Here is a 13,626-nt window from a genome sequence, read left to right as displayed (position 1 = left end):
TTCATCTACTCCTCTGTTGGTTCAATTTGTGTGCGCCGTTTGCGGCGCGGCAGTGTCAGGTTGCCGCTCGATCAATCTGGCCCTGATCTTTTTTTGTGTCCTTGTGGGGTCGGCCCCCTCCAGCGTTTTCAGCATGTACTCGCCCAGCAATTGGCTGGTCTCTTCGATCGGCACATAATAGGTGCTGGGTGGCGGCACGAAGTACCGACTGAGTTGCAGGTCATCGGTCGAGATGACGACAAGATCCCGTCCAACCTTTACACCGGCGCGATGCGCGCCGGACAATACACCAAGCGTCATCGCTTCGTTTGCGCATATGCAGGCGCTGGGTCGGTTCGGCAAGCGCATCAGATCATCGAAAACCCGCTGCCCCGTTTTTGCAGTGACCGGACCGTTGAAGATCAGTTCCGGCTCTACCGGCAAGCCCCCGGCCAACAGTGCGGTGGCATAGCCTTGCTGTCGTTGCGTCGCATAAATCAGGTTCTTTGGCGGGTTGGCCAAGGCGATACGTCGGTGCCCAAGCCGGATCAGGCGCGCCGTTGCATCATGCGCAGCGGCCTGACTGTCCAGATCGACGTAGGCATGTGGGGCTTTGCTTTCGCTCATGCCCATGGTGACGAAGGGAAAGTCTTTTTTCTGCAGGAACGCGATGCGCGGATCGTCGTGTAATGTACCGGAAAAGATCACACCATCGGCCAGACCGTCCTGAACAATCCGGCCCAGTTTCGCCATTGCATCTGTGACGTCCGAGACGCTGAACACACTCAACTCATACCGCGACCCCTGAAGGGCACTGGAGATTCCAGCCACGATACGGGTGAATTCCACCCCTTCCCACTCATCGGCCGTGTCCGGGGATACGCTGACCAAAACCGCAATGCGATAGGATTTGTTGGTGCGCAGTTTCAGCCCGTCCAGATTGACCCGATAGCCCATTTTAGCTGCTGCGGCCTGGATCACTTCGCGCGTTTCCGCCTTGACCGACGCCGCCCCGCGCAGCGCATTGGAAACAGTTCCCACCGAATAGCCGGTTTGTCTGGCTATCGACTTGATCGTCGCCCGCGCCATTACCCGACTCCGGCCAAAAACCGATCGCACAGGAAACGACGACCGGAGTTGAGTACTTCGGCATGGTTTTGCGTGTCGTCATGTTCGACAAAAATGTCAGTGCAGGCACTGTCGGCCAAGGCCTGCAATACTGGAGCCCAATCAACCAACCCCTGCCCCGGCGCACACCAGAGATCATCCTCCGGCCCGATTCGGGGCTTCACGTCCTTTGCGTGCGCCGACGTTATCCGGTTGGAATATCGGTGCAGTAAATGGTGGGGTTCCGAAACGGCAGATGCCAGCCATCCGATATCCGGCTGCCAATACAACGCCTTTCTGGACAATAAGATATCCAGCGGCGTTTCGCCCCTGAGGCCGACCAGTTCAAAGTCATGGTTGTGATACGCCAGACATATGCTGTGCTCAGCCAGACGCGCAGCCCAGCTTGCCAACTGGCCCGACACTACCCACCATCCCTGGGCAGTGTCGGGCCTGGCCTCGGGCGCCAGCCAAGGCATGACGGCCACTCGGCATTCCAAACCCTTCAGCAAGGTGATGATTTCTTCGAACCGGCTTTCGAAATCTTCCCATTCAAAATGTGCCGACCGAACCTTCAATCCGGATTGCCGCACCTGCTTTGTCATTTCCGATACAGAGAGACCGTGAAACCCGACCGTCTCAACATCGGCAAATCCGCAGTGCGCGACCAGATCAAGCTGAGATCGCAGATCGCCAAGCTGGCGCACGGTATATAGCTGGGCTGATATCCGCATTTACACCGGTTAAAGTTCATTGAAACGTTTCAAACATCGTGAAACAACCCGCCATTCTTTGTCAAGCACCGAAAAAAGCTTGTATCCCGACCGGATTCCAAGACGGGTATTTGAGCAGAAGAAGTCATTTTTGACTGCGCATACATCTGGATTGCCGCAAAAGGACCTGATAAATGATAGCGCAATCATTCCCGACCCCGGCAGGTTCCGAGCATGAATTTCAAACGCAGCGACTTTCCCAAAGATTTCCTCTTTGGCGTGGCGTCACCTGCCTGCCAGGGCGAGGAAGCCAACAGGGATGATCCGCGTCAGGTCGGGCGGGAAACACTTCCGGCTTCGACCGAAAACTTGGCTGGTTCGGCGTATGACCCCCTCAGCAAGCTGGAACAGTGGCTCGATCCGGTAAGCGAAGCCGGGTTTGACGGCTTGGCTTTCACGGTCAGCTGGACGCGGGTGATGCCCGAAGGCCGCGGCGCGGCCAGCCCGGATGGTCTTGATTATTATGACCGGCTGGCAGACGCTTTGCTGGACCGTGGCATACGCCCCTGCGCCACCCTTTTTCACCAGGGCTTGCCCACGGCGCTTGCGGACCTGGGGGGTTGGCGAAATCGCGACATTGCCGGTTGGTTCGCTGACTTTACGGAAATCATAATGGGCCGTGTCGGCGACAGGATGTACAGCGTCGCGCCAATTTGTTCGCCACTGGACGTTATTGAATCAAATCGCCAAATCCCTGGACAGCGCTTTACACGAACTACGGCGCGTACCATGCACCATCTGCTTTTGGCGCATGGGCAGTCGATCCAGTCCATGCGCGGACTGGGCATGACAAATCTTGGCGTCATGCTGGATATCGATCAGACTGAGATTACGACTACTGATGACCAAGGAGAGCGCACAGTCGGGAATGGCTCCCGATCACACGTGCGCTACGTCAACAACGCCCTGTTCCGCAAAACCTATCCCGTAGACGAACCGAACAAGTTGGAGCAACTTCTGCCACATGGTTGGCAGGATGATTTCGAAACGATTGGCGCGCCGATAGACTGGTGTGCCCTCAACTGTATTTCGAGCGAAATCGCCGATCCGCCAGGCCGGCCGGAACAGAAGATCAGTCCTGAACTTCCGAAGCTTCTGTTACACATACAACAGGAATACACCGGCGACCTGCCCATCTATGTCACTGATGGCATTCAGCGGAACCTCGGTCAGCGCACAGTTGAACAAGGGACCGAACGCCTGAACCAAGCTCTTGGAACGGTTCAAACTGCAATGGATCAAGGCGTGCCGGTCGAAGGGTTTTTCGCCCGATCCTTGCCTGGCGATGATAAGTTTGCAGAAAACGGATCGTTCGAGGCAATAAAGAACGCGTTGTCAAAAGTAGAGGTTCTGGCGCGTCCCATGGCGCAGCCTGCCGGTCGGATGCACGAACATTGGAACCTGGTTGCCGATATCGGTGGGACCAACACCCGGCTCGGAGTGATTTCGAACGGGCAACTGACTGAATTGCGAAAACACCCGACCGGCAATCTTTCCCAATTGCTCACGGCCTTCCACGAGATGAGGGACGACATCGGAACCGACCCGCGCGCGGTGGTCGCGGCCGGGGCCGGGCCGGTAAAAAATGGAACGATCCGGTTGACCAACGCCCATCTGGACCTTTCCGAAACAGACATCGGGCGGGCAACGGGCGCGAAGAATACATTCGTCATTAACGACTTCACGGCGGCCGCCTGGTCGGTAGCGGATATCTCATCAAGTGATGTCGATGTCCTGCAAGGATCCGAAACACCTCCGCCCGGAACCCGGCTGGTGGTTGGACCGGGCACTGGTCTTGGCGTTGGCGCCTTGCTCTACTCGGAAGAGCGCTACCATACCGTGTCGGGCGAAGGCGGCCATATCGGCCTCTCTCCGCGCCATGATGACGAGGTCGAGGTCTTCCGCGCTGCCCGAAGTATCGCGCCCGATTGTTTCTTTGACGACAGTCTGGTGTTGGAAGCCGAGATGTTTCTGAGCGGAACGGGCCTACCGGTTCTGTATCAGGCTATTGGCTTGGCCGCAGGTTATGCCGACACGCCAAAACGCAACGCCCGGGACATCCTACAGGATGCACGTGCGCAAACTGATCCGTTCGCGGTGAAGGCGGCGCAAATGTTCACCACGCATCTTGGCGCCATGATGGGCGATCTGACGGTGACCCTCATGCCAATAGGTGGCGTTTATCTGGTTGGTGGTGTGGCAGAAAAGAACCGCTGGCTGTTTCGTGACGCATTCTGTGCGGCCTTCAATGCAGGTGGCCGCTTCAGTGAGTTGCGCCGGTCGATGAACCTCTATGTTTCAGAGCAGGCTGAATTCGGCATAATCGGAGCAAACAACTTCTGCAAAAACGCCCTGCGCGACAAGGGCATCTGATCTCCAATCCGAAAGGACCCCTATCTTGATCCTGTGTTGTGGCGAAGCTTTGATTGATATGATTGCCTCTCCGACGCTGTCCGGGGAACAGGGGTTTGTGCCCCATTCCGGCGGTGCCGTTTTCAATACGGCCATTGCACTGGGTCGTCTTGGGGCGCCGGCCGCGATGCTGACAGGTTTGTCTACGGACATGTTTGGCCGACAACTGGAAAAGGCGCTCAACGACAGTCATGTCGATACCACGCATCTGATAACATCAGACCGCCCAACAACGCTGGCCTTTGTGCAATTGCAGAACGGGCAAGCCACATACAGTTTCGTTGACGAGAACACCGCAGGACGCATGCTGCGCCCCGAAGACATGCCAGAACAGCTGACAACGGTATCAGCAATGTATTTCGGCGGGATAAGTCTGGCGTGTGAGCCTTGTGCTGATGCGTATGCCGCGTTGCTTGACCGCCACGGATCGGATCGCGCTGTCATGCTGGATCCGAATATCCGCCCGGGCTTTATCAAGGAACCGACCAGATACCGCACCCGCCTGAACCGCATGATTTCGCAAACCGATATCCTCAAGGTTTCGGACGAAGATTTGAACTGGATCATACCGGGCCCGGAACCTTTGGAAGAAAAGGTTCCTTTGCTGCTGCAGGCCGGTCCTGCCGTGGTTTTGGTCACTCGGGGCAGCAACGGCGCTTCCGGGTATCTTGCTGATGGATCGAACGTCTCGGTGCCAGTGAAACCGGCAGAGGTTGTCGACACGGTAGGCGCCGGCGACACATTCAATGCAGGAGTGTTGGCCCAGTTGAACGGGTCGGGTCATCTGACCAAACCGGGCTTGCGTAATCTGTCCGGCACCCAGTTGCGCGCGGCCCTTGAGATGGGGGCCGAAGTAGCCGCCGTTACCGTATCCCGCGCCGGGGCAAACCCGCCGTGGCAGCATGAGCTATAAGAGAAGGAAGGTCTTTCGTGAAACGATCCGAAATCAATCGCATCAAGGCAGAAGCTCAGGCCTTCATCCAGTCTTTCGGGGCGGTTCTGCCACCCTTTGCGAACTGGTCGCCCGACGAAATCCGCAGCCCGCAAGCTGCAGGTATCCGCGAACGAGGGTTGGGCTGGGATATTACCGATTACGGACAAGGTCGGTTTGATGAACTGGGCTTGTTTCTGTTCACCCTGCGCAATGGCGACGTGACCCAACTAAATCAGGGGCGTGGCATGCTGTATGCCGAGAAACTGCTGATTTCGCGGGACAAACAGCTCTCGCCCATGCACCGGCATATCATCAAGGCTGAAGACATCATCAACCGTGGCGGTGGCGATCTGGTTATGGAAATCTATGGATCTGACGCCGGGGGCGGCATCGACCACGATAATGCCGTGACCGTACCCAGTGACAGTTGCCCCGTGACAATCCAACCGGGCGAGCATCTGCGGCTGAAACCGGGCCAGAGTGTCACGCTTATGCCGGGCATCTGGCATGCTTTCTGGGCGGAACAGGGCGATTGTCTGATTGGTGAGGTGTCCACGGTTAACGATGACCGTACCGACAACGTGTTCGAAGATCCCATTCCCCGCTTCGCCTCAATCGAGGAAGATGTGGCACCCGACTTTTTGCTGGTTGCGGACTATTAAATCAGGTGTCGCCGGGCAGTCCGGCGTCGCTGAGACTGCGCAGCAGTTTCTGCTTGAATGCTTCATCCAGTTGCCAGATGGAGAGTGTTTTCAACGCGTTGGCGGGAAAATCCGGCTGAAGTCTCAGCAGGTCGCGGATTGCAGCCCTGGCCCGATCCGGCTGACCGGCTTCGTGACTGAGGGCTGCGCGCCACAGATGCGTCCAGAAAAAATCCGGCATCTCGATCTGGTTCAGCTCCGCCAGGGCCTGTTCGAATTCACCCTGATCAAACAGGTAGAAGACACGCGGGAACCGATACCAATGGGGGTAAACCGGATTCAGCGCAATCGCGCGATCCACCAGTGCCAACCCCTCATCCCAGTCTCCGCTGAAGGCCAGGCGCATACCGTATTGCGCCAAGATGGCCGCGTCATTTGGATTTAGGTCAATCGCTACTGCACCCGACTTCCGGAAACCATCCATATCACCCATGACAAACCTCAGGTTCGCCAGCATCAGATGGGCCGTCGGCAGGTTGGGATCGATCTGCAACGCCCGGCGCGCAGCCACGTTTGCAGATTGCAGTACCTGGGTACGATCGCCACTCAGATTAAACCGGACCTGCTACAGATAAAGGTTCGACAGAACCGCCCATGCCTCGGCGTAGTCAGGATTTTGGTCAACCGCTTTCAGAATGCAGGATTTGACCTCGGCGTGGCGACTGAGGTTCATGCGGATCTGATAGGCGTAATACTCGAGAACGCAGTCATAGGCGTCCCGGTTTCTGGGCGGTGTGCGGGCTGCGGACCGCATCGCGTCATGGTTCAGCAATCCGTATTTGCCGGCCAACTGCCCGGTAACGTCCCGGATGATCTGATCCTGAGCACGATAGATCTCGGTCGGGGACCGCCCGACAGAATAACTGCGCACCCAGACATACCGCGCCTCGGCCAGATTGATCAGCCGTGCTGACAAGCGCAGGGAATCTCTGGTTTCCAGAACGCTGCCTTCAAGCGCGTAGTCCGCTTTGAATTCAGTCCGGAGCGTCTGCGGATCGGTGTCGCCGCCCCGAAAACGGCCAACAGTCCCCAGTGGCAGAACCCACAAATCGTTGAACCTGATCAGTTCGGTCGTCAGTTGTTGCGCAATGCCATCAGCCAGAACCAAGGACGCCTCGCCCATTGAATCAAACGGCAAGACCGCAATGATTGGCCCCTTGGGCAACCCCGGGTCTCGTTCCGAGGGCGGGTCATACAAGACAGACCATCCCGTCCATATCACTGCACATACCACCCCAAGGCACGCACCCAGAAATATTCTGGTGGATCGCGACCGGCTTTCCTTTTTCATAGGCTCTGATGCGGGTTGAACAGAACTGGGTTCGGCGGACGTCATCCGTTCGAACCGCGGCGCATAACCGCCCTTGGGAATGCTGAGACGTATCGGATCGTCGCGACCAGGACCGGCATAGTAACCATCGATGTCCTGACGCAGACGGCGCGCTTCAAGCCGGACAACCGGATCGGATTGCTGATCGAAACTGGCATCGCGATCAAAGACCGACATGGCAATCGACACGCCCTTGATATGGCCAGCCCGCCCGGCCAGATACTCGTCGACCACATAAGCCAAAAAGGTTCTGCGCTGGGGCGTCGCTGAAAACTCCGGGTGGTCAAGAAGGCGCTGCAACTGCGCGCGGATATCCTGCTCTGATATGGCCAAATCCGGCATCCAGTTCTGAAAAATGGTTTTGTTATCGGCTCTTATGGCAAATGTTTCACCGCTTTTACATCCACTACCGCCCAGGTAGCAACATGTTCGCACTTCACGAGCGCGCGCGAATGCATAACAGCCTTTGCTTCAACAGGAGTTGCAGCAGGTGATCGGTTTGTCTTTCCAAACTTCCAAGAAAGCGGAACGGAACATCTGAACACGCTCCTGAAAACCACGATCGAGCATTTATCAATTGGAGCTGCCCAACCTATGGCACGTCGACACATTCTGGCCCATTCCACCGCTTTGCCGACTGTCTCCGCCAGTCTTGTAGCCGCACAGGAGCATTTTGATCCCAAGGGCAAACTGCCCTCGGAGTTCACGGTCAAGTTTCAGGAAAAATTGCGCAACACCCTGCCGTTCGAGGATCAGCGGGATTTTGAAGAAAGCCGTAAAGGCCTGATCGCCCTTCCCGATTATCGCCAGATCACGACCGAGGACGGAACTGTGGCCTGGGATATCGGCAGCTATGACTTCCTGCTGGAAGACGGACAGGAGTTCGATTCGATCCACCCGTCGCTGCAACGTCAGGCAGTTTTGAACATGAACTACGGCCTGTTTGAAATTCTGGAAGGCCAGATCTATCAGGTGCGTGGCTTTGACCTGTCGAATATTTCCTTTATTCGCGGCGAAAACGGCTGGATCATCTTTGACCCGCTGGCGTCGAAGGAAACCGCCGCGGCCGCATTGAAACTGCTGAACGACACGGTGGGTGAGTTGCCGGTCAAAGCGGTGGTTTATTCACACTCTCACGCCGACCACTATGGCGGTGTGCGCGGTGTCATTACCGACGAAGATGTCGCCAATGGCGTTGAAGTCATCGCGCCTGCCGGTTTCATGGAACATGCTGTTTCCGAGAACGTTTACGCAGGCAATGTGATGAACCGCCGGCTGTTCTTCCAATACGGCGTTCTGCTGCCGCGAAATCCTTACGGCCATGTGGACCAGTCGATCGGCAAGAACATCTCGGCCGGAACCACCGGCCTGATTGAACCGACCCGTTATGTCTCGGATGACTATGAAGAGATCACCATCGACGGCGTGCGCATGATCTTCCAGAACACACCGGGCACCGAGGCCCCGGCGGAGATGAATACCTACTTCCCCGACCTCAAAGCGTTCTGGGCGGCTGAAAACATCACCGGCACCATCCATAACATCTACACTCTGCGCGGTGCGCTGGTCCGTGATGCGCTGAGCTGGTCCAAGCATATCAACGATGCGCTTTACGAATTCGGGCAGGATGCCGAACTGATGTTCGCCTCGCACTCATGGCCGCGTTTCGGCAATGATCGTATTCAGGAGGTGATGCGGGCACAGCGCGACACCTATGCCAACCTCAACAACGGGGTTCTGAACCTGGCCAACAAGGGCGTGACCATCAATCAGGTCCACAACGTCTATGAGGTGCCGCAGAGCCTTCAAGATCAATGGGCGGCACGCAGCTATCATGGCTCGGTCGAGCATAACAGCCGCGCAGTGATTAACCGCTATCTGGGTTATTGGGATGCCAACCCGACGACGCTGACGCCCCTTTCGCCCGAAGACAGCGCACCATTGTTTGTCGAGATGATGGGCGGCGCCGAGCTGATCATGGCAAAAGGTCAGGAACTGGTGGCTGCCAGGAGATATCTCGAAGCGACAGAGATCCTCAACAAACTTGTCTACGCCGAGCCACAGAACCAGACCGCCAAGGACTTGCTGGCCGATGCCTTCGAACAGATTGAATATCAGAAGGAAAGCCCCTCGGTCCGCAACTCGTTTCTGGGGGCGGCCTATGAACTGCGCAATGGTATCCCTCAGGGCGCCACCATCGAAACCACCGGCCCGGATACGATCAAGGCCACGCCGACAAGCATGTGGTTGGACTTTCTTGGCATCCGCGTCAACAGCGCCAAAGCGGCAGGGATGGAGTTCACGATCAATCTGACGATCCCCGATCGGGACGAAAACATCGTGGTCGAGATGAGCAACGCCACGCTGACCCACATCGTGGGCCAAAAAGCTGATGACGCCGACCTTTCGATTGCTCTGAACCGTACCGACCTGGAACAGGTCATGACCGGAAAGCGGAAGCTGACAGATATGCTGGCGGACGGAACGGCGAAGTCCGAAGGCAATGCGGATCTGGTGGCGCAACTGGCCTCAACTCTGGACCAGTTCGATCTGGGGTTTGAGCTGATGCCCGGGACCGGCGCGCAGGACCTGACGGCCCCTGCCAACGATTTTGCTCAGCCACCCCTTGCGAACTCCAACGGCGGCTGATTCCCCGATCAGCCAACCGGTTCCTTATCAAAACGAACCGGAAACGTTGTGGAGGGCAGGTTTGTCCTGCCGAAAGACGGGCTGCCCCAGCGGCCCGTCTTTTTCTCCTTTCTTGTGAGGCTAGAATGTCTTTTTTGCCGCCGAACCCCACCACTGGGACGTGCATGAAATCAGACCTCATCCGCAAAACAATGGCGCTTCGTGAGCCTTCAGGCCCCCGCAATCAACGATCTTCAGGTTGTTTCCAGTCCGGAAGTCAGCCCACCATGATGCTGGCTTCGTGTTTTTTCAGAACCCGCGCCGCCGTCGGGCCGTAGTTCCTACAAACGCCATCGGCAATCTCGGGAAAAATCTCGACGATCTCGTTCCAGGACTCCTCTGAGAAGCCTCGCGCGGCGATGTCACCGGGATAAAGGCTTTCAGAAAACGCGCCATTTGAATGCACGATTTCATGCCTGTCGAAGATGAAATGGAAATAGGTTACCTGCGACACGTCCGCCGCGACTGACACGCCGGGTAGGCCCAGCAAATGCTTGGCCGCGACCAGCACCGCCTTGTCACCAAAGTGGATTTCATTGAAAGGCTTCGTCACCAGCATCCGGTGGTTTGGCGATACCATCAGATCCGACGACGGAGAGTTCGGCGCGAGTGCCCCTTGCGCTATCCGGAGCGGTGTCAGATGCCGCTGCGCGGACAAATCCAGGGTGCGTGATCCGATCCATCGAATTTTCCTGGCCTGCCCGTCCGCTGTATCAACCAGATCTCCGGCCATCAGGCTTTCGACAGGCCTTGAACCGTCTGGTGTGCCGATCAGGGTACCTTTCACGAAACAGGGTACATCGACAATTGCGTCGGGGTCAGTGGTATCCGGCGCGTTTCCTGGCGTTACATTTGAGATTGAGAACGGGTAGTTGGTGCCCGGAACAAGCGGTTCGGACGTGATATAACCGGCCAAGGTGCCGTCGACCTCGACCCGGAACACGTCGATCGTTCCGCCGCCCGGTTTGAAAAGCTGATAGGATTCTTCGAGGTAGATATTGCCACTCAGGAACGTGACAGACCCGTCCAGACTGGTCACGTCGCCTGTCTGCGTCAGGTCATCGCCAACTTCGTTGTTGAATCTGTCACCGTTGAAATCCGTGCCATTGTCCGGCGCGCCATTGACCAGCGTCCCTCCGGCGCCGTCAACCACCGAAAACAACACCCGGTCCGCATTCGGGTCATACGTATTGGACAGCGTGACACCGCCGCCAAAAAACGAGACGGTTATTACGCTGGGATCATACCCGATATACGAATAATTCGCCATAAAGTGACCTCACACTCGCGAAACACGCTTCATTTGTTATACTGAGTTAAGTTGGGCTTAAATAAGGAACTTTTGTGCAGCGGAACCGATCACACATGTCCACGAAGTTGCTACCTTGCACGCCAATCGATTAATTCTTGATGAACAGAGACCCCGGACACCAACCGCGAGGCTCAGGTAGCCAAACAGAACACCGGGGCAGAAGGGTCCAAAGGGATGGTCACAAAAGCAGAGCTTGAACAGCAGGTTGCTGAGTTAAAGCGCCAATTGGCGGAGTATTCCCGCAACGATAAGCCGATTGAACATCGCGAAACCAATGACCCACAGACACCTGATCACGAGATAATATCAGAAGCTTGGGCCGAAAATCTGCGACATCTTCCCGGGCAGATCGAAGATGTGCTGACCGAACTGGAAGATTTGCCCCACAAAAAGCCGATCCTGTTTGCCCTTGGTGTCTTTGCCCTTGGGTATTTGATTGGCCGGTCCCGGTAGGAGCGTATCATGAGCCGTATTTCCAGAAACTTGTCGATCGTCCTACGTTCAGAACGGCTGATTGCCCAGCGGCAATTTACCATCGCGGCGCGCCGCACCGGGCTATATGCCGCGGCCGGTCTGGCCGTGGGGCTGGCTGTGATCATGCTGAATGTCGCAGGCTATTTCGCATTGTCAGATACACTATCGAAACCGCTGTCGGCGCTTCTGGTTGCCGCAGCGAACCTTGTGTTGGCGGTTTTGCTGGCCCTCTTTGCCAAATCAATGTCCTCGCAGTCCGACAGTGAAACAGTGACTGAATTGCGCGACATGGCGCTGGCAGACATCGAAGAAGAAATCCGCGACGGGCTGACACAGGCGCAGGACGCGATTACGCATGTCAAAAAGATGTCACGGGACCCTTTTGGGACAATCGCGCCCGAACTGGCCGCCGTAATTGTGAAGATACTGGCGCGACGCGCTTCCGATCGCTCAAAAACGGACTAGAAAGCCTAAGAGTCAAAGACTGACGCCTAATCTAACTAAACGAACGGCCACTACAGAAGTCGAAATGTCCTTCACCGATGCCCTCGCGCCTACAGGCTGTGCGAGGGTCACAGTCGACAGGCCAAAGGTTCCCAAGCGAACTCCGGACGGAAGCAGCGCGCTTAGGCAGTAGGTTCGCCGGTGGGAACAATGCCCTGCGCGACCCATTGATCGAATATCTCCAGGGCGATTATGCAGAATTCCGGGTCATTGATATGGGCGTCCAGTTCGGTTGCATGAACCGAAGGCGCGACAGTAGTTGTCAGAGCCTCAATAAACGCGCTCAGGCCATCTGGGTCGTGACAATCTCCACCCGGGCGGTCCCATTCCTCGATGCCGCCGCGCGGTATGATCAGATGGGTGGGCGCGGGACTTTCGCCAAGGCGCTTGTTTAGTTCGTGGGCAATCTCGCGCCGCTCGTCAGCAGTGTAGTAGGTGTTCTTGACCAATTTGTTGTGGGTGTGGATCGGACGGTTCAAAAACCGTTCCGGGATGTCTTGCCAGCCCGCAAAATCGATCAGGTCCATACATCCCGGGGCCACGATCTGCGGAATGCCGGCCCGCCCTGCCCCGCGATGCCTGTCCTTGCCTGCGTTCACGACGGAACCGGCCAGCAGATTGCCCAATTCGCACCCGGCAAAGTCCATAACGCAGACAAAACCGTTTTGGCCTGCGATCTGTTCGAAGGCCATGCCGCCCATGCCCATGGCATGAAATACGGCAACTTCATAACCGCGCTCTTCCAACGCAGGTTTGAGTGTCTTGATGTATTTGAGGCATGAGGTCCCCAACGAGGTGACACCCACCATCGGACGCCCGCTTTTGGCCGGTTCTGCCGCGCGTGCGGCCCCCAAAACGGCGCCTGCCGCCTGTGACAGCGACGATTTGCAGATCGCGTTCAACCCATACAGCCCCCCGGCCCAGAGGATCATCTGGATGTCCGGCGAAAGACGCTCGGCCGGGATCAGGGCCGAGAAGGACACGGTCGAGACGACGTATTTGGGCACCCCGATGGGCAACGATTGACAGACATCCAGCGCAAGATCGGTACCCATGGTGCCGCCCAAAATGATCACACCATCAATCAGGCCCTGATCGTGCAAGCGGCGGGTCAGATCACTGGCACCGGCGGACATGATCTGCATAGCCACATGTTCGCTGCCACTGTCTATGGCGGCCTGGATCGAGCTGCCACCCGCCTTGGCCACATCATGTTTCGAATAGTCGGTGGGATTGGCGGGGTCGCCCAGAACACTGACGTCTAGGGTCAACACACCACCGCCCAAGGAACGGATCTTTGCCGCCATGAACTCCAACTCGTCGTTTTTGGTGTCATATGTCCCAACGACAAGGATCGTCTTGTCCACCATGAGGTCCTCCGCTGAATTTTAATTAACATATTAAGAACTAGG

General features: G+C 56.8%; 12 protein-coding genes. 6 read left to right on the top strand and 6 right to left on the bottom strand.

The window, feature by feature from the left end; translation table 11 throughout:
- Positions 1 to 21: 21 nt before the first annotated feature.
- Both AC2FIR_RS14155 and AC2FIR_RS14150 read right to left on the bottom strand, forming a co-directional pair.
- Positions 22 to 1,068, bottom strand: a complete 1,047-nt coding sequence (locus AC2FIR_RS14155; protein ID WP_170611254.1) for a LacI family DNA-binding transcriptional regulator — start codon at positions 1,066 to 1,068, stop codon at positions 22 to 24.
- A complete protein-coding gene (locus tag AC2FIR_RS14150; RefSeq protein WP_496762574.1) occupies positions 1,068 to 1,820 on the bottom strand; it encodes a sugar phosphate isomerase/epimerase family protein in 753 nt (250 codons plus the stop codon). Before AC2FIR_RS14150 ends, AC2FIR_RS14155 begins: the two co-directional genes overlap by 1 nt.
- Positions 1,821 to 2,033: 213 nt before the next feature.
- On the opposite strand from AC2FIR_RS14150, the gene AC2FIR_RS14145 reads away from it, so the two are divergent.
- From AC2FIR_RS14145 to AC2FIR_RS14135, 3 genes are read left to right on the top strand one after another with little or no spacing between them, the layout of a single operon-like run.
- On the top strand, positions 2,034 to 4,232 hold the full coding sequence (locus AC2FIR_RS14145; RefSeq protein ID WP_496746301.1) for a family 1 glycosylhydrolase: 2,199 nt from the start codon (positions 2,034 to 2,036) through the stop codon (positions 4,230 to 4,232).
- Between the two features lie 25 nt (positions 4,233 to 4,257).
- Positions 4,258 to 5,184 carry a carbohydrate kinase family protein gene (locus AC2FIR_RS14140; RefSeq protein ID WP_480912914.1) on the top strand — a complete coding sequence of 309 codons (927 nt, stop codon included), beginning with the start codon at positions 4,258 to 4,260 and terminating at the stop codon, positions 5,182 to 5,184.
- Positions 5,185 to 5,201: 17 nt separating this feature from the next.
- Positions 5,202 to 5,867 (top strand): D-lyxose/D-mannose family sugar isomerase, encoded by a 666-nt coding sequence (locus AC2FIR_RS14135; protein ID WP_480912913.1) that lies wholly within the window; start codon positions 5,202 to 5,204, stop codon positions 5,865 to 5,867.
- Position 5,868: 1 nt separating this feature from the next.
- Here the strand turns inward: AC2FIR_RS14135 and AC2FIR_RS14130 are convergent, their stop codons facing one another.
- A complete protein-coding gene (locus AC2FIR_RS14130) occupies positions 5,869 to 6,417 on the bottom strand; it encodes a tetratricopeptide repeat protein (protein WP_496746298.1) in 549 nt (182 codons plus the stop codon).
- Between the two features lie 54 nt (positions 6,418 to 6,471).
- Complete coding sequence (locus AC2FIR_RS14125; RefSeq protein WP_496746297.1) at positions 6,472 to 7,569, bottom strand: hypothetical protein; 1,098 nt, start codon at positions 7,567 to 7,569, stop codon at positions 6,472 to 6,474.
- 261 nt (positions 7,570 to 7,830) lie between these two features.
- On the opposite strand from AC2FIR_RS14125, the gene AC2FIR_RS14120 reads away from it, so the two are divergent.
- Positions 7,831 to 9,885, top strand: a complete 2,055-nt coding sequence (locus AC2FIR_RS14120) for an alkyl/aryl-sulfatase (RefSeq protein ID WP_496746296.1) — start codon at positions 7,831 to 7,833, stop codon at positions 9,883 to 9,885.
- Between the two features lie 256 nt (positions 9,886 to 10,141).
- Here AC2FIR_RS14120 and AC2FIR_RS14115 read toward each other — a convergent pair whose 3' ends face one another.
- Positions 10,142 to 11,194 carry a Hint domain-containing protein gene (locus AC2FIR_RS14115; RefSeq protein ID WP_496746295.1) on the bottom strand — a complete coding sequence of 351 codons (1,053 nt, stop codon included), beginning with the start codon at positions 11,192 to 11,194 and terminating at the stop codon, positions 10,142 to 10,144.
- Positions 11,195 to 11,410: 216 nt separating this feature from the next.
- On the opposite strand from AC2FIR_RS14115, the gene AC2FIR_RS14110 reads away from it, so the two are divergent.
- Together AC2FIR_RS14110 and AC2FIR_RS14105 are read left to right on the top strand one after the other, a co-directional pair.
- On the top strand, positions 11,411 to 11,689 hold the full coding sequence (locus AC2FIR_RS14110; RefSeq protein WP_496746293.1) for a hypothetical protein: 279 nt from the start codon (positions 11,411 to 11,413) through the stop codon (positions 11,687 to 11,689).
- A 9-nt stretch (positions 11,690 to 11,698) separates the two neighbouring features.
- On the top strand, positions 11,699 to 12,175 hold the full coding sequence (locus tag AC2FIR_RS14105) for a phage holin family protein (protein ID WP_480912907.1): 477 nt from the start codon (positions 11,699 to 11,701) through the stop codon (positions 12,173 to 12,175).
- Positions 12,176 to 12,336: 161 nt separating this feature from the next.
- Here the strand turns inward: AC2FIR_RS14105 and AC2FIR_RS14100 are convergent, their stop codons facing one another.
- On the bottom strand, positions 12,337 to 13,584 hold the full coding sequence (locus AC2FIR_RS14100; RefSeq protein WP_480912906.1) for a Tm-1-like ATP-binding domain-containing protein: 1,248 nt from the start codon (positions 13,582 to 13,584) through the stop codon (positions 12,337 to 12,339).
- Positions 13,585 to 13,626 lie beyond the last annotated feature (42 nt).

The sequence above is a fragment of the Ruegeria sp. CDSB136 genome, from assembly GCF_059610965.1.
The sequence above is the reverse complement of the archived record's forward strand: the minus strand, read 5'-3'. Positions and strand labels throughout refer to the sequence as shown.

Coding starts and splice junctions, on each gene's coding strand:
- AC2FIR_RS14155 (WP_170611254.1), bottom strand. CDS start 1,068: ATGGCGCGGGCGACGATCAAGTCGATAGCCAGACAAACCGGCTATTCG.
- AC2FIR_RS14105 (WP_480912907.1), top strand. CDS start 11,699: ATGAGCCGTATTTCCAGAAACTTGTCGATCGTCCTACGTTCAGAACGG.
- AC2FIR_RS14115 (WP_496746295.1), bottom strand. CDS start 11,194: ATGGCGAATTATTCGTATATCGGGTATGATCCCAGCGTAATAACCGTC.
- AC2FIR_RS14110 (WP_496746293.1), top strand. CDS start 11,411: ATGGTCACAAAAGCAGAGCTTGAACAGCAGGTTGCTGAGTTAAAGCGC.
- AC2FIR_RS14100 (WP_480912906.1), bottom strand. CDS start 13,584: ATGGTGGACAAGACGATCCTTGTCGTTGGGACATATGACACCAAAAAC.
- AC2FIR_RS14150 (WP_496762574.1), bottom strand. CDS start 1,820: ATGCGGATATCAGCCCAGCTATATACCGTGCGCCAGCTTGGCGATCTG.
- AC2FIR_RS14120 (WP_496746296.1), top strand. CDS start 7,831: ATGGCACGTCGACACATTCTGGCCCATTCCACCGCTTTGCCGACTGTC.
- AC2FIR_RS14145 (WP_496746301.1), top strand. CDS start 2,034: ATGAATTTCAAACGCAGCGACTTTCCCAAAGATTTCCTCTTTGGCGTG.